Consider the following 17,885-nt stretch of genomic DNA (forward strand, 5'->3'; position numbering starts at 1 on the left):
AGTCCTGGTCGGACGTGATTCAGCCTTCGGTACTCGACTGCTCGGTTCCTTGGTTCGAGCGCAGGTCCGGCACCTCGGGCGACGCGGTATCCAGCGGCACGGTTCCGGAACGGACCATGCCGAGTTGCACCAGCTGACGGCGGCTCGTGGCGTCCAGAATCCAATCGGTGGCGACGCGTATCCGGTTGGAACGCATGGACATGAGGTGATAGCCGCGCGTGATGGCTTTCGCCGGCAACCCGGACATGGGGACGTGCAGCGGGTTCGCCGCGGCTTTTCGGGCTCCTAGATCCACCACGAAACCGAGATCCCGGTGGCGGTAGCGGGTCAACGCTTGCTGCTTGAGGGACGCGGCAACGTTGCGGGCCGCGAGCTTGCCCTGCCGCACGGCGTGCTGGGCCGTCATCGGTGTCAGTTCACCCGGATTCTGCGAGTCCGGTACCGCGGCCGCGTCTCCGCATGCGAACACATGCGGGTGTCCGGGCACCGACAACCGTTCGGTCACGGCAAGCCTGCCCTGCTGGGTTTCCAAACCGAGCGCCTCCACAAGGGGATCCGGTCGGACACCCACGCACCAGATAAGCGAGCGCGTGGGTACGAACTGACCGTCCTTGAGCGTGACGCCCGAATCGGACGCCTCCCCGATCGACGTCTCGGTCAGCACTTCGACACCACGTTTGCGCAGGACACTGTCAGCCGTCTGGGAAAGTCGTCGGTCGAGTCCCGGCAACACGCGTGGTGCGACGTCCAAGAGGAGCCAGCGCATCGGCTGATCGCTGAGTTCCGGGTGCCGCTTCGCGAGCATGTCGGTGAACGACGGGCCTTGGGCAGCGACTTCCGTCCCCGTATACCCGGCGCCGACCACGACGAACGTGCAGCGGGCGTCGCGCTCCTGCTGGTCGTCGGTGGCAGCCGCCAGCTCGACCTGTCGAGTCACGTGATCGCGGAAGTACAGGGCCTCCGGAACACCCCGAAAGCCGTGTCCGTGCGTGGCAACCCCCGGGATCGGCAACAGTTTGTTGACACTTCCCGCAGCCAGCACCACGCGGTCGAATGACAGCGAGCCCGTGTTGTCCTCGGGGTCGATATAGGTCAGCTCCTGGTGATCCGGGTCCACCGCGGTGACCTCACCGAGGACAAACCGCACACCGGGGAACGCCCCGGGCAGTGGGATCGAGATCGACCGAGGATCCAAGATTCCGGACGCGACCTCGGGCAACAGCGGAAGGTACAGAAAGTAGTCCGTGGGGTTGATCAGAACGATCTCGGTCTCGTTCGGGTCTACGCTTTTCGCGAGGTTTTCCGCCGCGTGATAGCCGGCGAACCCACCTCCCACGATCACCACTCTATTGCGCTCCATGGCATACCCTCCTCAAAAGATCCAGTTCACGACTACCCACCCGCCCGGTCGATCAAAACCAAGGACGTACAGAGCACCGGGCTCCTCACGACGAACACGCCCACGCGCCACTGGCCGTTCGACGCCAACCAGAACGGCCGCACACGAGGGCGGCCGCCACCAAGCTCATGCTGCGTCCTGCCCGCGAAGGCATGGGGCACTCGCGCGCGAAAGGTCCTACCGCACAGCAGCCTGGCAACCCTTGTCCCCGATGCAATGCACGCGAAGCAGCCCGAAGGTACACACGGCCGTTCTTCGTCAACCGTCCGATGAGGTTAGATCGATCTACACGATTTTCCCGCGATTAATCGGTTTTCGCAGAGAACTGCCCGATTAGGACTCCTGCGACAAGGTCGGGCGTGCTGCGGACGCCGATCGCCGCGCATCGATCATCAGAAGGACTCGCCGCACGTGGATTGTCTCTGGCTATTTCTTCGTGCGCTCGGCGCTCGCATCACCGCTGCATCGCTGTCGCCAGAGAAACTCTGGGACGACTCAGGACCCGATTACAACGACTTCCCCGTCGCACAGTGCTCGGAAGGGTACGCCGCGTTCCGTGTAGTCCGCCGCGACCAGCGTGATCGCCGCGCTTTCCGGGTGGTCGGACCGGTAGTGCGGTAGGAAGGCGTATGACAGCAGACCCAGGCCGTCCCAGCGCGGCCTATCGACGACCCTCGGATCGTCCACCATCTCGAGCCCATGCAAACTCGGGGACAATACACAACAGCCCGCGCTGTATCCGGCGTAAACAATGGTGTCCGACGCGATGAGATCGGCAAGTACCGCGTCCGCGCCGCTGACTGCCATGGCGGCCCGCAGTGCGAAGACGTTTCCGCCGCGAACCCAAACCAAGTCATGGTCGGCAAGCAGATGTGCTGCACCAGGTATACGAAGATCAACCTCGACGGCGTTGTAGCCGAGACTGTTCAACGCTGAGATCTCGAAGGCTACCCCGTCCCGACGAGTCTGCGCGTCGGTGCAGTCAAGCGCGTTGCCGATGACGGCCGCCGAACCGGCCCCCCTGGTCAAGGCCAGCAGCTGGCCGGTGGCCGTACCTAGACGCCACGAGGACAAATACATCCGTACCTGGAAGATGGTGTCACGTGCGCTGTTCCATGAGGTTGGGGAGGCGGTGGGCGGGTGCGGTGCCTGCGATTCCGGTGTGGGGTCGGTGTTGTACCAGTCGAGCCAATCAGGAAGTGCGATTGCGACTTCTGGCCGACCACCGCCGAGAACCGCAGCGAGCTCGGACACCTCGAAGGCGAACGCTGCCTGGGCTGGCTGCACTGGCCCCGGCGACTGCACGTCCGCTGGGAACGTCGTGCCAACCTCCCCGACAGCGTCCGCCCGCTGGTCGCCTCGTCCAGCATTGACCGTAGAACAGTTCTGGAGCGCTTGGTGCTAGTAAGCGGTGGTGCGCTCCTCTGTCGCGGAACGCGCCTGCGTGTCTGCGGTGGCAGGGCGCAGGAAGACGAGCGGGAGTGCGGTGACCACGAAGATCCCCCCGACGGCCAGGTAGAGGCTCTGCGGGGACCAACCGGCGTCGAGCAGCGCCCCAGCCACCGCAGGGGCGGCGATAGCACCGATCCGGCCGATCCCGATCGCGGTACCGACGCCGGTGGTACGCAGCCCGGCATCGTAGACGGTCGGTGTAAGAGCGTAGAGGCCTGCAACGCAGCCGTTGACGAACAGTCCGATCACCGCACCGAGAACGAACGCGGCGGCCAGCGAGGACGTCGCGGCGATGAACGCGGCCAGCAGCACACCGGTCGCGATCAAGTACGTGATCAGCACCGAACGCAGGGCGAAGTAGGCGGCAAGAGCGCCGAGCAGGGCAGCGCCGAAGATCCCGCCGAGATTGAGCAGCATCCCGCCGGTAACTCCCTGCGTGTTCGACAGACCAGCCTCGACCAGTAGTGTCGGTGTCCAGCTGGTGACGAAGTAGAAGCCCGCCATGACGAGAAAGAAGGCGCTGCACAACATCAACGTCGGACGCCGGAGTTCAGGTGCGAACACTCTGCGGATCGCGCTACCGCCTGCGGACGAGGCGGTGCTCGGTTCGGGCAGACGGTCCACCGGCGCGTGCCCGAGGCGGCCGGCGAGGGCGTTGACCCTTTCAAGCGCGCGGGGCGGTCGGCGGGTCACCAGGAAGTCCAGCGACTCGGGCAAGCGCACCCATACCAGCAGGATCGTCAGGGATGTCGCGGCGCCACCGAAAGCGAACACCGAGCGCCAACCGAACTCGGCGAGCAGGATGACAGCGACCAGACCACCGACGGTCGCACCCAGCGCGTAACCGGTGGAGTTCAGGCTGACCGCGAGGCCACGCCAGCGCCGGGACGCGTACTCGCTGGCGATGACGTTGCTACTGGCCAGGATGGCACCGATTCCGATCCCGGTCAGCACACGCAGCAGCCCGAGTTGCAGGACTGACTGGCTCACCGATGACAGCAGCATCCCGACGCTGGCCACCACCAGCGAGCCGAGGATTATCGGGCGGCGACCGGCACGGTCGGCCCACGGGGCGACGAGCATCGACCCGACCACCATTCCCACCAGTCCCGCGCTCAGCAGGATCCCGAGCTGGGTTCCGGTCAACCCCCATTCATCGGCCACGGCATTGGCGGTGAACGCCATGACGAGAACGTCGAAACCGTCGAGCACGTTCAAAAGCACGCACACACCCACCGCGCTCCATTGGAAGCGGCTCATCGGCCCCTCATCGAGGGCGGCGCGCAACGAGAGGGTCACCGGAGACTCTCCGGCCGTGTGAAATGGGCTGACGGACACATGGCAGTACTCCCTGAGGTGAAGGATTGGTGGTTACTCGGGCAGATGATTGCGGCGGCTGCGGCTGCGCACGAAGACCGCAGTGTCAGTGACTTGGGTCTCACTCAGCGTGGTGCGCACCATCGTGTTGCGGCGCAGGGCGCGGGCGAACAGTCTTTCCGAATATCGGGAAACAATTTATATTCGCGAGCGATTCTTGCTGTTTGAGCGTTTCGCGGCCCAACGTCCTCGTGACGCTGCACGGTCATACCCGAGAGGTGGAGCTGATGACATCTGGGCGCCGCTCCGAGCAGGCCACGGGTCCCGTGCTGGCCCGCGCGCTGCAGATTCTCAGCGCGTTCAGCGCGCAACGTGCGGCGATGACGCTGAGTGACCTGTCACGGCAGGCCGGCCTGCCGGTCTCGACGGTGCACCGGATGCTCACCGAACTCCTCGCGTGGGGCGCGCTCGAACGGGGCGCCGACGGGCGATACCGCATCGGGCTGCGGCTGTGGGAGCTCGGCTCGCTCGCGCCGCGCGGACAGGGCCTGCGGGAACGCGCTCTGCCGTTCCTCGAAGATCTTTCGCAGATCACCAAGGAGAACGTTCAGCTTGCCGTCCGCGAGGACGCCGAGCTCGTGTTCATCGAACGGATTGCCGGCTCCGACGCCGTACCTGTGCTCACCCGGGTCGGTGGGCGGTTCACGTTGACCACGACCGGAGTCGGCCTGGCCCTGCTCGCACATGCCCCCGCCGAGGTACAGGACGAGGTTCTCAGCAAGCCGATCGACCGCTACACCAGTCGCACAGTCGTCGATCCCGCCCAGTTACGTCGCATGCTCGCCGATGTCCGCACCAGCGGGTTCTCCATCAGTGACCGGCAGATCACGCTCGACACGATGTCGGTCGGGGCACCGATCTACAACGCGCAAAACCAGGTGATCGCCGCGGTGTCCCTGGTCATCCAGCACGGCAGCAGCTCACCCCATGCCCTGGCCCCGCTGGTTCGCACCAGTGCACGGGCGATCTCGCGTGCCTTGAAGGCGCCGCTGTAGCCACATAGTCCAGTAGTCCCTCCCCAAAAAGAGTTTTCCATTTTCTGGAAACCCTGTTCGGTGTGCGAGGGGACACCGGCAGTCTGTGAGTCCTAGGTCACTGAGCTCTAGGTCACTTTGATCGCCGCCAACGGATGCCCGTTTCGGGTTCACGTGTCCTGCCCGTTGGCCGTTTACGGAGCCGAAGACCAGAACCCGATCATCCGTCGCCCTGGCTTGGACACATCCGACCTCTACCTCGAGAGGGACAATGATCATGACGAGTATACCGCGCGACCAGTGGTACGTCGCCGCGTACAGCTCCGAGATCAGCCACGAGCTGTTCTCCCGCACCATTTGCGACGAGCCGATCCTGTTCTGGCGCACCCAAAGTGGGCAGGTCACGGCTATGCCCGACCGGTGCGTGCACCGTCGTTTCCCGCTGTCGCAGGCGCCTTCCCGGCTGGTGGACGACCAGGTGGTCTGCGGCTACCACGGGTTCACCTACGGCATCGACGGCAAGTGCGTCTCAGCTCCGGGGCAAAACCGCATCCCACGCACCGCCCGTCTCGTGCCGTATCCACTGGTCGAGCAGGACTCGTTCCTGTGGGTGTTCATCGGCGATCCAGCGAAGGCGGAGTCGACGCGCATCCCGCGGGCTCCCTACCTCGACTCGGCGGACTACACGACCGTGGCAGGGATGGAGCCGTTGCAGGCTCGTTTCTCGCTGCTGGTCGACAACCTGCTCGACCTCTCGCACGAGACCTACCTGCACGGCGGCTACATCGGCACGCCGGAGGTCGCCGCGACCCCGATCACGACCGAGGTCGACGACGAGGTCGGCATTGTCTACGTCTCGCGGCACATGAACGACACCGAATGCCCGCCGTTCTACGCGAAGTCGACCGGCTTGCAAGGCCGCATCGCGCGCTGGCAGGACATCGAGTACACCCCGCCATGCCTGTACAAGCTACACAGTCGCATCGCCCCGGTGGGTTCAGTACCCAATTCCGACGGCAGCGACCCGGACGCCTTCCACGTCGAGGTGGTCTATGCGATCACGCCGGAAACCGAGCACTCCACGCACGACTTCTGGTCGGTGGCCCGCGACTTCGCCCTCCACGACCAAGCGGTGTCGGACTTTCTCGCCGAGAAAAACAAGATCGTCGTCTTGCAGGATGTCGAGGCCCTCGACGTCCTGGAGCAGGTCATCCATTCCGAGCCCGAGGGCTACCAGGAGCTGTCGATCAACATCGACACCGGCGGACTCGCCGCGCGACGTCTTCTTCAACGGCAGCGCACCCCGCAGCACATCACGACGGACGCATGATGAGCCAGGTGCCCGCCAACCAAGCCATGCTTTCCGGTGGTCGGGTGTACCGCATCCACTGGGTACTGGGCACCGACCGGCTTCGCGCCGTGTGCCACTGCTCGGCCGAGTGCGAGTTCGACGATCCCGTCCAACTCTGGGAATGGCTGCTCGCCCATCCCGTCGGCCACGACACAACCGGAGCCGAACGAGCGCCGTCACCGGTCGCTGAGCCGATTCTGGCGTCGACTGGAGGCTAGAAAGGAATTCGCCATGACCACCGCACCACACACCGAGCAAGAGCTCAACCTTGTGCTCGAGCGCAAGGACATCGTCGCCGACGGTGTCGTCCGCCTGACCCTGCGGCGCCCTGACTCGCAGCCGTTGCCTGCCTGGGAGCCGGGTGCGCACGTCGACCTGGTGCTCCCCGAGGACCTCGTTCGGCAGTACTCGCTGTGCGGAGACCCACAGGATTCGTCGGCCTGGCAGGTCGCCGTCTTGCGGGAGGAAATCGGCCGCGGGGGCTCACAGCAGGTTCACGACACCCTCGTCGAAGGGCAGTCGGTGCGCGTGCGCGGTCCTCGCAACCACTTTCCGCTCGTGGACGCCAAGCGCTACCTGTTCATCGCCGGTGGCATCGGCATCACCCCGATCCTGCCGATGGTTGCGCAGATCGCGACTTGGGGACGGGAATGGCAGCTCGTCTACGGTGGACGGACCCGATCCTCAATGGCATTCCGCGACGAGCTCGAAGTCTGCTATCCCGGCCACGTCGACATTCATCCCCAGGACGAGCGTGGGCTGCTCGACCTGCCCACGTTGTTGGCTGAGCCCGGGCAGAACGACACCGACACCGCGATCTACTGCTGTGGCCCCGAGCCGTTGCTGCTCGCCGTCGAGCAGCAACGCACGGATTGGCCCGCTGGTGCACTGCACCTCGAGCGATTCGCCCCGAAGGCCGGTGCGACTGACGGGCCTCAAGGAACCTTCGAAGTCGAGCTGGCCCAAAGCGGCACCGTCCTGGAAGTCCCGGCCGACCGTTCCATTCTCGAAATCATCGAGGACTCCGGTGTGCCGGTGTTGTCCTCCTGCCAAGAAGGCACCTGCGGTACCTGTGAAACCACGGTGGTTTCCGGTCAACCGGATCACCGCGATTCCGTCCTCACCGACGAGGAAAGGGACACCGCGGACACGCTGATGATCTGCGTGTCGCGGTCGTGCACCCCGCGCCTGGTCCTCGACCTTTAACCGACGGAGACACCGATGTCCACTACCACCCCGGGCGGTACTGCCGCAGTTCTCGACGTCGATCCTTTCGCAGAGAGCAACCTTGTCGCCCCATACACGATGCACGAACGGCTGCGTGATGCCGGCCCCGTGGTCTATCTCGACCGCTACCAGGTGTGGGCCATGGCCCGCCACCACGAGGTTCACGCCTCGTTGACTGACCACGAGACGTTCTGCTCGAGTCGCGGAGCAGGCCTCAGCGACTTTCACAAGGAAGAGCCGTGGCGCCCACCCAGCCTGCTACTCGAAGCCGATCCACCGGAACACACCGTCGCACGTAGCGCCATGGGAAAGGTGATCTCGGCGAGCACTGTACGCGGCTTCCGCAGCACCTTCCGCTCCGAAGCCGAAGCACTCGTCGACGAATTGGTAGCCCGAGGCCGGTTCGATGCGGTCACGGACCTCGCGGAACGTTATCCGCTCAAGGTCTTCCCCGATGCGGTTGGGCTGCCGGTTGAGGGCAGGGAAAACCTGCTGCCCTACGGGGCGCTCGCGTTCAACGCCTTCGGTCCCCGCAATCATCTCCTCGAACAGGCTCTGGCCGAGGCCGCACCCGTGCAGGAGTGGATCTGGGCCAGCTGTCAACGTGACGCGCTTTCGCCCGATGGGCTCGGAGCGCGTCTCTGGGATGCTGCCGACAACGGCGAGATCACTCACGACCAGGCACCGATGCTCGTGCGGTCGCTGCTCTCCGCCGGTGTCGACACCACCGTCTACGGCATCGGCAACGCCGTGCAGGCGCTTGCCGCCAACCCTGACCAATGGGCACGTCTACGGGAGAAGCCAGCACTGGCGCGCTTCGCCTTCGACGAAGCACTGCGCTACACATCCCCGGTACAGACCTTCTTCCGAACCACCACACGCGAAGTCGAAGTATCGGGCACACGCATCCCCCAAGGAGAAAAGGTCCTGCTGTTCCTCGGTGCCGCCAACCGCGACCCGCGCAAGTGGGGACCGGACGCCGACCAGATGGACATCACCCGCAAAGCAGCCGGACACGTTGCCTTCGGAATGGGTACCCACCAGTGCGTCGGCCAGCCCATCGCCCGCCTGGAGGTCGAACTGGTGCTCACCGCACTCGCACAACGCATCGAACGTCTCGAACCAGCAGGCGAACCGGTTTCCAAGCTGAACAACACACTCAAAGGTTGGAGCAGTGTGCCCGTCCAGGCCCGCACAGCCTGACCCTCCGCCAGCCCGATAGTCAGCATCGTCATCGCATACTTGCTCACGGTTGGCGGCGTCGATCGCATTGTCCATGAACTCTCTTCGCACGGGGTACTGGTCACTGACCTGGTCTGCTGCATGGTGATCTCGGCGACCTTCGGTGGATAGCCCATCGCCTCCAGCTGCTCGACCTGGTTCGTCGTCGGCCGCTTCACCCCGTTGATGGCCTCAGCCCCCGGGGCGAACGCCCACAGCGCGGATGCCCAGCTACCCCGCGCAGTCCAAGAACGACCATCCGTCATGGGTTTGAACTTGACGATCGTCGTGGGTCTGGTGTGGTTCTGGATCAGGTCAGCTCGTGTCGATCTTCCCTACCGGGCTCTTGGACAGGGAGTCCACAATCCGGATCTCGGCGGGAAGTTTGAACTTGGACACCTCCCCACCAGGTGGCCGTGTACGTCGTCCTCGCGAAGGAGCGCGCCCGACCGGGGAAACGGTGGGTAAAGGTTCTAAACCGCTGGCTGATCTCCGGTGGCGATGGCGTCAGAGTGCTCACGGACAAGAGGTGTGCTTCGGTCGCAGCTCCTCGGAGGAGATGCGCGCTGCGTTGACCGAGATGTTCAGCGCGGCGATCGCTCAACTGCACGAACTCAGCCGCCTACGGATCCGCTGGGAAACCCGCAACACGGGAGCCGTGACCTACCGAAAACTATCCACTTGACAAGTTTGTCGGTTCGGCGGAGGCTTGACGGCAACATCGCGGCCTCATGGGCCGTCTTCCACTATCGGCGGCGCTTCCTGCGCTCCGTGGTGTGCATGGCACGGCCGCCTGCGGACTTGAAATTGGCCAACCAAGGAGGGAAACAATGTCTCTCATCGCTCCCGGAACGCCCGCTGTGGCCCCTGACTACGCGCGTGCCACCAAGCGGTTTTGGCACCCCATGGGGCCATCGGCGCCCGACCCGGACCAGGAGACGCTGATCATCGTCGCCGGCGACGGCAACTACGTGACCGATAACGAGGGCAACCGGCTACTCGACGGCGTCGGGGGCCTCTGGAACGTCAACGTCGGCCACAACCGCCCCGAGGTCAAAGCCGCCATCCACGCCCAGCTCGACCAACTGGCCTACTACCAGATGTTCGACGGCGTCGCGCACCCGCGAGTTTACGACCTCGCCGACCGACTCACTGGCATGTTCAGTCAGGAAGACATGCAGCGCGTGCTGTTTGGCTGCAACGGGTCCGACGCGGTCGAGACCGCACTCAAGCTCGCCCGACAGTACTGGGTCGCCGCAGACCAGCCGACCCGGACCCGTTTCCTGTCGCTACGCAACGGTTACCACGGCCTGCACATCGGAGGCACCTCGATCGGCGGCAACGCCGTCTATCACTACAACCACGGCCCACTGCTGCCCGGCGTACACCTACTCGACGCGCCGTGGCTGTACCGCAACCCGTGGGATAGCCGCGACCCGGACGAGCTCACCGATCACCTGATCCGCCAGCTCGAGAACCAGATCGAGTTCCTCGGGCCGCAAACCATCGCGGCGTTCGTGGCCGAGCCCGTCCTGGGAGCCGGTGGGGTCATCGTCCCTCCGGACGGCTACTGGCGTCGCGTCCGCGACGTGCTCGACCGCCACGACATCCTTCTCATCGCCGACGAGGTCGTGACCGGTTTCGGGCGCACCGGCAACATCCTCGGAAGCCGCGGCTGGGGGGTGGCCCCCGACATTCTCTGCTTCGCCAAGGGCATTACCGCCGGCTACATCCCGCTCGCAGCGACCGTGTTCAACGGCCGCGTTTCCGGCACGATCGAGAACGGCCCCGGCTTCTCGCATGTCATCATGCACGGCTACACATACGGCGGGCACCCCACCGCGTGCGCCGCCGCCCTGGCCGTGCTCGATATCGTCGAAGCAGAGGGCCTCCCCGGCAACGCCGCTCGCGTCGGGAACGTGCTCCTGGACGCGATGAAGGACCTCGAACGGCACAGCCTGGTGGGCGAAACCCGAGGCAAGGGCCTCATGGCCGCAGTCGACCTCGTCGCCGACAAGCGAACCCACGAGCCCATCGATCCCACCACCGGTCTCGCCCAGCGCATCGCCGCGCAGGCACGCCGGGAAGGCGTCGTGGTGCGGCCGGCCGGGACGAAGATCATCGTCTCGCCGCCGCTGACCCTCTCCGCCGAAGAGGCCCGCACCATCGTACGTGCCCTCGACTCTGCCCTCGACTCTGCCCTCGCCTCGGTCGCCTGAGGCCGCAGCACCGGACCGAGCACGGGTCCGGATCACCCGCCGAGAACATCAATATCTCCGCACCTGGTGTCGTTGCGTCACATTCAGCATCATGTCCACTCGCTCCGGCTTGCATTACGCACGTCCTACAACCAACGCAAGCCGGAGCGAAGTGATCGGCTGTAGGTTGGGCAGCACCGACATGCGGCGGCCGAAGTCCCGCCAGGAAACTCGGCAGCTCGGGACTGACGAACAGCATTCGTCCTCATTGGACTTTCAAGGGCACGAGCTATCTCCACCGGGAAGTCGCCTGGGGAGCCCAGCACCGAATAATGGCACCGGTGCGGGCTCGACCCCGCCAGCCGAAGAGACGCCCGTACAGTGGTTCGCCCCGACGCTGGCCGACCGCTCTCGCGGTGTCCGAGACAGCGGGCTCGCGGCTTCACCGGCCTCCGCTGTACTGCCTAGCTCGTACCGATGTCCGCGTTGACGAGCGCCCCGCGGAGTCTGAGCACCCCTTATCGGTCTGCGTGCGCGCAGCGGATCTCGATCGGGACGTGCTGCCGGCCAGCGCTGTCACCAGTTTCGCCGCGTGCATGCTGGCGGGTGGGACGCGGCTGGTCAGCCGCCCCGCTGCCCAGCGTAGGCTTTGAGCAGCGACCGCAGCGCCGCCGTCGCACGTTCGGTGCGCACGGTGTCGCCGAAGGCAGTCTGGTGGAACACCAGACCGTCGAGCGTGACGAAGACCAGTTCGGCGAGGTCCGGATCGTCCAGCCCGTTGCGCGCGAGTTCGCGGTAGACCGCAGCTCGGTAAATATCGTTGACCCGTTCCACCGCGGGTCGCAGCTCAGGGCGACGCCGGGCCTCGATGGTCAACTCGTACTGGAACACCTGCGCGTTCGGGTTGTCGGCGACCAGGGACACCAGGCCGGTGGCGAACCCATCGAACCCGGTCCCGTCTGAGGTCAGCTGCGCACCCTCGACACTGTTCTCGGCGGCGAACGCGAGTGCTTCCTCGACCAGGGTGGACCAATCCCCGAAGTGGTACCGAACCGAACCGTGGGTCACCCCGGCTTCGGCAGCCACCGACCGGTAGGTCAGCCCCCGCAGCCCCTGTGCGGCAACGACTCGTACCGCCGCTTCCAACAGTGCGGGTCGACCGGTGCCGTATGCCACCCTTGCCATCGCGTCCTTCCCGCCGTCTCCTTCATGAATACTAGACGAGTAAATCTTAGGTGTGTGATCCGGAGAGGTTGGTGCGGTCGGCTGGGGTGGTGCCTGCGATGCCGGTGTTGGGGTCGGTGGAAGTTGTACCAGTCCAGCCAGTCATCGAAGGTGGCCTGCCGAGCGTTTCGGAGGTGTAGGGCTGGTGGTAGGCCATTCGTCGAGCAGGGTGCGGTGGAACCGTTCCACTTTGCCGTTGGTGTGAGGTCGCCAGGGCCGGGTGAACCGGCGGCCGATAAGTTCGTGGCAGGTGTCGCGCCAGGTGTGTTTGCTAGGCCCAGGCGTTGTCAGTCGGCACGTGTTCGATGACCACACCGTGCTGGGCGAACCAGGCCTGCGCGACGCAAGAAACCTCCGCAGGTGGCGGCCTTCTCATCAGTATGGATCTCGGTGTAGGCCAGCCTGCTGTGATCGTCGAGAGGTGTGCAGGAGCAGATACCCACCACCGTGGCCCCGGGCTTGGTTGCCCCGGCCGGCGGCGCGTCCGAGGACTGTGTAACCGCCCCCGTCGGGAATCCGACCGAGATTTCTTCACGTCCACGTGCACCGGCTCACCGGGGTAGTGACGTTCGTAGCGACGCACAGGCTCGCCCGTGGCTCGATCACAGCAGGCCAGAGGTGGCATGTTGGTAGCGGACCAGCACCCGGTAGGCGGTCGAGGGCGCCACCCCGCACTGGGCGGCCAGGCGCACCGGTCCAGGTAGGCCCGGATCGCCCGGGACGAATAGGCCCTGTTGGCGATCACGTGCTCGGGCCTCGTTCTGGGAGGCAAGGCGGGGAACGTGCGGCCTGTCCAGCAGTGGGATACACGGCGGTGCATCACCTGTCTGGCCAGTCGTGACCAGAAGGCTCAACGGTCGCTTATGCCCGTCGACAGCCAAGTGAATCTTGCTGCTTAATCCGCCTCGCGATCAGCCAAAGCCTGGCAGAGCCCTTTGGCTCCGGCGGCGTGCTGGTGTGCACGCACCACGGTGGAATCCACGCTCACCGTCCAGCCCAACTCGCCAGCGGCATCCACATCCCCTTGCAATGTGGTCAGAATCCGGTGCCATGTACACCCAACTGGCAGTTCTCCACCCGTCCGGTGCGGCAGCGAGGTCGGTGGCGTGATCATCGGCAGGTAGTTGAGGGCATGGTTTTCAAAGACCGCACCGGGCGTCCCTGGCTGGACCTGTCGGAGCGCTTCGGGCCGTGGCAAACGGTGCAGGGCCGATTCTACCGGTGGGCCAACGACGGTTCACAGCAGGGAAAGACCGGGGTTTGATCGACTGGGAGTTGTATGTGCCGAGGTCCTGGATCGCCGTCCGGGATCGCTGCCGCGAAGCCGGCATTGGCGACGACATCGAGTTCGCCACCAAAGCTGTGTTGGCCCGAAGCAAGGTGTCCCGGCAAGCTGGGTCACCGCCGACGAGCCCTCCGGGCAAGACTCGAAGTTCCGTACCTGGCTGGAAACACGGCGCATGGCTATGTCGTGGCCGTACTCCGCAACCAGACCATCCCCGCCGTCGCCGACCCGCGCCGATCACCTCGTCTCCCGGGCACCCGAACAGGCCTGGAAACGCCGTTCGGCCGGAGCAGGCATCAGAGGCCGACGGCTCTACCACTGGGCCGTAGCCGAGCTATCCTTCTACGGGACACCACCCCACCCAGATCGCAACGATGGCTGCTCGTGCGCGGCCAAATCACCAGCCACGACACCGAACCCGAATGGCTTACTACCTGTGCTTCGCCCCAACCGCCACCACCGACAACCAACTCGTCGGCGTAGCCGCCGCACGCTGGGCGATCGAGGAATTTTTCCAGACCGCCAAAAACGAAGTCAGACTCGACCACTACCCAGCGATGACACTACCTACACAACAAGAGCTGCTGGAGCACGAACCCAATCGGACTTACCCACCTCGTATGCCGGGCGGAGGCACGACCGTCAGTACAGCTCGATCTTCAACCGCTCGCTCAGCGCACGGGACACGCACAGGGCCATTTGATCCCCGGCCGCCTTGTCCGCGGCGGACAGGCAGCTGTCACGGTGGTCGGGCACGCCTTCGAGCACACCCGACACACACGAACCGCAGATGCCCTCTTCACAGGACTTGAACACGTCGATACCGTTCTCGCTCAGTACAGTGAGGACGGACTTGTCCACCGGGACTTCGAAGGCCTCTCCCGTGTCGAGCTCGACGACGAACGACTTGTCCCCGCTGGTGTCGATCTCGGTCGCGACGAAATGCTCCACGTGTAGGTGCTCGGCTCCGACCACCGGGGCGCATACCGCCGTGACCTGATCCATGAACCCGTCCGGTCCACAGGTGTAGACGTGGCTGGCCGGTGTGAGCGTGGAGGTCACCTCGCTCAGCAACGCGGGCTGGTCGGTTCGGGGCACTCCGAAGTGCAAGCGCACCCGCTCACGGAACTCAACCCGGTTCTCCAGCAAGTCCGCGAAGGCGGCCTCGTCCCAGGAGCGAGCGAAGTAGTGCATCTCGAACTCGGCGCAGCGCCGGTGCAGCTCATAGGCCACGCTCAGCAGCGGCGTCACCCCGATCCCGCCGGCGACGAGGACGTGCTTGTCCGCGTCGCCGGCGAGGGCGAGCAGGTTGCGCGGTTCACCGATCTGCAGGCTGTCGCCCACCTCCACGGTGTGCAGCGCCTCGGAACCGCCGCGGGACCGCGTCTCCCGCTTGACCGCGATGAGCAGCGACGAAGGATCGTCGGGTGGGCTGCACAGCGAGTACTGCCGCAGCACGCCGGTCGGGCCGACGACGTCGATGTGCGCGCCGGCTTCGTACGGACCGAGCGGCGTGCCATCCTCCCGGACCAAGCGCAGGCTCCGGATTCCGGAAGCCTCCTCGGTGATTTCCGCGACGTGGACCAGGGTGTTCGTCATCGTCCCTCCCTCTTTCTCAGCGCAGGTACAGGCCGCCGTTGGCGTCCCAGCAGGCGCCGGTTACCGAGGCAGCGTCGGGGGAAGCGAGCAGGGCGACGATCTTCGCGATGAAGGCCGGGTCGCCGAGCTGGCCCACCGGGATACTCTTGAGATAGCTCTCGAGGTTCTCCTCTCCGACGATCGAGCGGACCATCGGGCTGTCCTGGGGACCGGGCGAAACCGCGTTCACGGTGACGCCCCGAGGCGCGAGTTCGCGGGCGAACACCTTCGTGGCGGACATAATCGCGCCCTTGGACGACGCGTAGTGCCCGCCGGTCGCGGTACCACCGTTCTGCCCGGCCAGCGACGCCATGTTCACGATCCGCCCATACCCCTGGGTGGCCAGATGCGCACCGAAGATCTGGCAGGCGTTGAAGGTGCCGCTGAAGTTGACCTTCATGACCGCTTCGAGCTCGTCGGGCGTGATCTCCAGCAGCGCCTTCGCCTGCGTCCGGGCTGCGTTGTTGACCAGGACGTGTACCTCGCCGAAGTCGTTCAGCATGCCCTCGAGCAGGCCTTCCAGGGCGGCGCGGTCGCTCACGTCGACCGCGTACCCCTTCGCCGTGTCGCCCGAGCCGTCGAGTTCCTGGGCGAGCGCGTCGGCGGCGGAGCCGTGGAGATCGGCGATGGCGACGCGGTAGCCGTCCGCATGCAGGCGGCGCACGATTGCCGCGCCGAGCCCTGTGCCCCCGCCGGTGATCACAGCGGTTTGCGCGGCGCTCACAGCAGGAATCCCGCGGCCGGTATGGCGTCCTCGCTGTCGACCAGCCGGATCACCTTCCGCACGATCCGGTCCCCCGCCGGTCCGTTGGGCGACAGCCGGACGCGGTGATCGAGGTCACCGGCCCAGATGTCGTGTCGGCCGCGCTTGAACGCGATGAGCACCTGCGCCGAGCGGACCACGATCTCGGTGTCCGAAGTGGACTCTGGCACGAACCGCGAGACGGTGCGGACGGTACGCGCGGCGTCCACCGCTGCGATGGCGTAGCCCTCGATCATCCGGGTCACGCGCATCTGCCGCATGCGCGCGTCGTCGTAGATCATGTTGAGCGTTCCGTCGAAGTCCTCGGTGTCCGGGTCGATCGGGACGACGTAGAACCCGTCCTCGGTGTAGAGCTCGTTCCAGGCGAGGTACTGCTTGCGGTCGAGCAGCTCGGCTTCGCGCCAGATCAGCTCGATCGCCCGCAGCACCCGCGGGTCGGTCGTCGGGATGGGTTCGACGGCCGGGGTGGCCGCGACGGTCGCCTCAGTCATCGGTCATCATCTGCTTCCACTTGTCGTAGGCCGCGCGCATACCGGTCTCGTCGGTGACGTGGGAGGTGGTCCAGCCTTCCGGACTCGACTTCTCCCGTGCGAGACCGCGGTTGACCATGATCGGCATATCTGGGGCCGCCTGCGCACCGCGTTGCACCCGGTCCCAGCCCTCTGCGTCGTCCGGGGTGCCGAAGCCGAACGGGCCCTGGAAATGTTCGTGGATGCGCAGCCGCTCACGGTTGACGAGGTCGACCTCGGGTGGTCCGTCCGGACCGATCGCGATGTGCTCGATCCATGTCTCGTCCACTGCAACCGGGCGCAGCACCCGGAAGAACGCCGCGGACATCGATACGTTCGGGAACAGGTTGAGGTTGAACCCGGTGCCGTGCATGGCGCGGATCAGCTTGCGCACCTGAGCCTCGTCCAGGGTCGTCGACAGCTCCTCGACGAGGTGGGCGAACCGGCCTTGCAGCGGCTCGCTGCCGTCGTCGTCGTCCAGTTCGGAGTGCTCGGGCACCATCTGCATCACGCTGTGGCCGTTACGCAGCGAGTGCGTGATCGCCGAAGGGTCGGTCATGAACGACATCATGTTCGCGGTCTCGGAGTCCACCGAGGCCATCCACGACCGGTGCACGATCGGGAAATGGTAGCCGTCGGTGGTGTTCTCCAGTTGGATCTTCCAGTTGCCCTTAAACTTGAACTGATGCTTGCCCAGGACCTTGATCGGATAGCCGCCGCCCTGCTTCATGAACCGGTCGATCCACAGCTTGACGTCGCCGAGGAACTCGTCCAGCGGCTCGATGTCCTCGTCGAAGGTCGCGAAGACCATGCCGTTGTAAGCCTCGGTCCGCAGCTTCCGCAGCGATAGGTCCCGCTTGTCCATCACGCCCTCGTACCCTTCGGGGTAGGGGATTCCGCGCAGTGTGCCGTCGAGGCCGTAGGACCACGCGTGGTACGGGCAGGTGAAGCCGTTCGCCTGGCCCTGTGGTTTCTCGCAGATGCTCGCGCCGCGATGGCGGCAGCGGTTGAGCAACGTGTGGATGTTCCCCTTACGGTCGCGGGTGACCACGACCGGCTGGCGGCCGACGAAGGTGGACTTGAAGCTGCCCGCCTTGGGCACTTCGCTCTCGTGCGCGACCCACACCCAGGTGCGCTCGAAGATCTTCGTCATCTCCTGATCGAAGATCCCGGGATCGGTGTAGAGGCGGCCGGCGACCCGGTCCTCCAAGACGAGGTCCGCGGAGGCATCGGCAAAGACGTTCTCGGTCATCAGTGGTCTCCGTCC

At 65.4% G+C, this 17,885-nt stretch carries 16 protein-coding genes and 3 pseudogenes; 8 read left to right on the forward strand and 11 right to left on the reverse strand.

Annotated features, from left to right (window positions below; genetic code table 11):
* Positions 1 to 19: 19 nt before the first annotated feature.
* The 3 genes from ACYVAN_RS15465 to ACYVAN_RS15475 form a co-directional block, all read right to left on the reverse strand.
* Complete coding sequence (locus tag ACYVAN_RS15465) at positions 20 to 1,360, reverse strand: NAD(P)/FAD-dependent oxidoreductase (RefSeq protein ID WP_460960159.1); 1,341 nt, start codon at positions 1,358 to 1,360, stop codon at positions 20 to 22.
* Positions 1,361 to 1,894: 534 nt separating this feature from the next.
* The gene (locus tag ACYVAN_RS15470) at positions 1,895 to 2,653 is read right to left on the reverse strand and encodes a Type 1 glutamine amidotransferase-like domain-containing protein (protein WP_460960161.1); all 759 of its coding nucleotides are present in this window, start codon (positions 2,651 to 2,653) and stop codon (positions 1,895 to 1,897) included.
* Between the two features lie 147 nt (positions 2,654 to 2,800).
* Complete coding sequence (locus ACYVAN_RS15475) at positions 2,801 to 4,111, reverse strand: MFS transporter (RefSeq protein WP_460960163.1); 1,311 nt, start codon at positions 4,109 to 4,111, stop codon at positions 2,801 to 2,803.
* Positions 4,112 to 4,455: 344 nt separating this feature from the next.
* Here ACYVAN_RS15475 and ACYVAN_RS15480 point away from each other — a divergent pair, with 344 nt between their 5' ends.
* The 7 genes from ACYVAN_RS15480 to ACYVAN_RS15510 all read left to right on the forward strand — a co-directional run bounded on the left by ACYVAN_RS15480 (position 4,456) and on the right by ACYVAN_RS15510 (position 11,220).
* A complete protein-coding gene (locus ACYVAN_RS15480) occupies positions 4,456 to 5,223 on the forward strand; it encodes an IclR family transcriptional regulator (protein ID WP_460960164.1) in 768 nt (255 codons plus the stop codon).
* 256 nt (positions 5,224 to 5,479) lie between these two features.
* Positions 5,480 to 6,532 (forward strand): Rieske 2Fe-2S domain-containing protein, encoded by a 1,053-nt coding sequence (locus ACYVAN_RS15485; RefSeq protein ID WP_460960166.1) that lies wholly within the window; start codon positions 5,480 to 5,482, stop codon positions 6,530 to 6,532.
* 8 nt (positions 6,533 to 6,540) lie between these two features.
* Positions 6,541 to 6,771: a hypothetical protein gene (locus tag ACYVAN_RS15490; protein WP_460960168.1), complete on the forward strand. Its 231-nt coding sequence runs from the start codon at positions 6,541 to 6,543 to the stop codon at positions 6,769 to 6,771.
* Positions 6,772 to 6,784: 13 nt separating this feature from the next.
* Complete coding sequence (locus ACYVAN_RS15495; RefSeq protein ID WP_460960170.1) at positions 6,785 to 7,759, forward strand: PDR/VanB family oxidoreductase; 975 nt, start codon at positions 6,785 to 6,787, stop codon at positions 7,757 to 7,759.
* Positions 7,760 to 7,774: 15 nt separating this feature from the next.
* Positions 7,775 to 8,983, forward strand: a complete 1,209-nt coding sequence (locus ACYVAN_RS15500) for a cytochrome P450 (protein WP_460960172.1) — start codon at positions 7,775 to 7,777, stop codon at positions 8,981 to 8,983.
* Between the two features lie 577 nt (positions 8,984 to 9,560).
* Positions 9,561 to 9,686: a hypothetical protein gene (locus ACYVAN_RS15505; RefSeq protein WP_460960174.1), complete on the forward strand. Its 126-nt coding sequence runs from the start codon at positions 9,561 to 9,563 to the stop codon at positions 9,684 to 9,686.
* Between the two features lie 91 nt (positions 9,687 to 9,777).
* Positions 9,778 to 11,220 carry an aminotransferase class III-fold pyridoxal phosphate-dependent enzyme gene (locus ACYVAN_RS15510; RefSeq protein WP_460960175.1) on the forward strand — a complete coding sequence of 481 codons (1,443 nt, stop codon included), beginning with the start codon at positions 9,778 to 9,780 and terminating at the stop codon, positions 11,218 to 11,220.
* A 600-nt stretch (positions 11,221 to 11,820) separates the two neighbouring features.
* Here ACYVAN_RS15510 and ACYVAN_RS15515 read toward each other — a convergent pair.
* The 4 genes and pseudogenes from ACYVAN_RS15515 to ACYVAN_RS15530 all read right to left on the reverse strand — a co-directional run.
* Positions 11,821 to 12,384: a TetR/AcrR family transcriptional regulator gene (locus ACYVAN_RS15515; RefSeq protein ID WP_460960177.1), complete on the reverse strand. Its 564-nt coding sequence runs from the start codon at positions 12,382 to 12,384 to the stop codon at positions 11,821 to 11,823.
* Positions 12,385 to 12,430: 46 nt separating this feature from the next.
* Positions 12,431 to 13,121, reverse strand: a pseudogene (locus ACYVAN_RS15520) (integrase core domain-containing protein); the annotation flags it as partial.
* Positions 13,115 to 13,342 (reverse strand): annotated as a pseudogene (locus ACYVAN_RS15525) (transposase); the annotation flags it as partial. The pseudogenes ACYVAN_RS15520 and ACYVAN_RS15525, both read right to left, overlap by 7 nt.
* 18 nt (positions 13,343 to 13,360) lie before the next feature.
* Positions 13,361 to 13,477: pseudogene (locus ACYVAN_RS15530) on the reverse strand (IS5/IS1182 family transposase); the annotation flags it as partial.
* Positions 13,478 to 13,507: 30 nt separating this feature from the next.
* Here ACYVAN_RS15530 and ACYVAN_RS15535 point away from each other — a divergent pair.
* On the forward strand, positions 13,508 to 13,687 hold the full coding sequence (locus ACYVAN_RS15535; RefSeq protein WP_460960179.1) for a transposase: 180 nt from the start codon (positions 13,508 to 13,510) through the stop codon (positions 13,685 to 13,687).
* 663 nt (positions 13,688 to 14,350) lie between these two features.
* Here ACYVAN_RS15535 and ACYVAN_RS15540 read toward each other — a convergent pair.
* Genes ACYVAN_RS15540 through ACYVAN_RS15555 form a run of 4 tightly spaced genes read right to left on the reverse strand, consistent with a single transcriptional unit; the run spans position 14,351 to position 17,870 of the window.
* Complete coding sequence (locus tag ACYVAN_RS15540) at positions 14,351 to 15,307, reverse strand: PDR/VanB family oxidoreductase (RefSeq protein ID WP_460960181.1); 957 nt, start codon at positions 15,305 to 15,307, stop codon at positions 14,351 to 14,353.
* A 16-nt stretch (positions 15,308 to 15,323) separates the two neighbouring features.
* Positions 15,324 to 16,070 (reverse strand): SDR family NAD(P)-dependent oxidoreductase, encoded by a 747-nt coding sequence (locus ACYVAN_RS15545; protein WP_460960183.1) that lies wholly within the window; start codon positions 16,068 to 16,070, stop codon positions 15,324 to 15,326.
* Positions 16,067 to 16,600: an aromatic-ring-hydroxylating dioxygenase subunit beta gene (locus ACYVAN_RS15550; protein WP_460960185.1), complete on the reverse strand. Its 534-nt coding sequence runs from the start codon at positions 16,598 to 16,600 to the stop codon at positions 16,067 to 16,069. Before ACYVAN_RS15550 ends, ACYVAN_RS15545 begins: the two co-directional genes overlap by 4 nt.
* On the reverse strand, positions 16,593 to 17,870 hold the full coding sequence (locus ACYVAN_RS15555; RefSeq protein ID WP_460960187.1) for an aromatic ring-hydroxylating oxygenase subunit alpha: 1,278 nt from the start codon (positions 17,868 to 17,870) through the stop codon (positions 16,593 to 16,595). The genes ACYVAN_RS15550 and ACYVAN_RS15555 overlap by 8 nt, the downstream gene beginning before the upstream one ends.
* Positions 17,871 to 17,885: the final 15 nt, after the last annotated feature.

It is taken from the genome of Parasphingorhabdus pacifica (assembly GCF_054779195.1).

Bases quoted from the DNA above. Each gene is read 5' to 3' on its own strand.
- ACYVAN_RS15505 (WP_460960174.1), top strand. From the start codon at position 9,561: ATGCGCGCTGCGTTGACCGAGATGTTCAGCGCGGCGATCGCTCAACTG.
- ACYVAN_RS15495 (WP_460960170.1), top strand. From the start codon at position 6,785: ATGACCACCGCACCACACACCGAGCAAGAGCTCAACCTTGTGCTCGAG.
- ACYVAN_RS15515 (WP_460960177.1), bottom strand. From the start codon at position 12,384: ATGGCAAGGGTGGCATACGGCACCGGTCGACCCGCACTGTTGGAAGCG.
- ACYVAN_RS15555 (WP_460960187.1), bottom strand. From the start codon at position 17,870: ATGACCGAGAACGTCTTTGCCGATGCCTCCGCGGACCTCGTCTTGGAG.
- ACYVAN_RS15475 (WP_460960163.1), bottom strand. From the start codon at position 4,111: ATGAGCCGCTTCCAATGGAGCGCGGTGGGTGTGTGCGTGCTTTTGAAC.
- ACYVAN_RS15480 (WP_460960164.1), top strand. From the start codon at position 4,456: ATGACATCTGGGCGCCGCTCCGAGCAGGCCACGGGTCCCGTGCTGGCC.
- ACYVAN_RS15485 (WP_460960166.1), top strand. From the start codon at position 5,480: ATGACGAGTATACCGCGCGACCAGTGGTACGTCGCCGCGTACAGCTCC.
- ACYVAN_RS15500 (WP_460960172.1), top strand. From the start codon at position 7,775: ATGTCCACTACCACCCCGGGCGGTACTGCCGCAGTTCTCGACGTCGAT.
- ACYVAN_RS15465 (WP_460960159.1), bottom strand. From the start codon at position 1,360: ATGGAGCGCAATAGAGTGGTGATCGTGGGAGGTGGGTTCGCCGGCTAT.
- ACYVAN_RS15550 (WP_460960185.1), bottom strand. From the start codon at position 16,600: ATGACTGAGGCGACCGTCGCGGCCACCCCGGCCGTCGAACCCATCCCG.
- ACYVAN_RS15540 (WP_460960181.1), bottom strand. From the start codon at position 15,307: ATGACGAACACCCTGGTCCACGTCGCGGAAATCACCGAGGAGGCTTCC.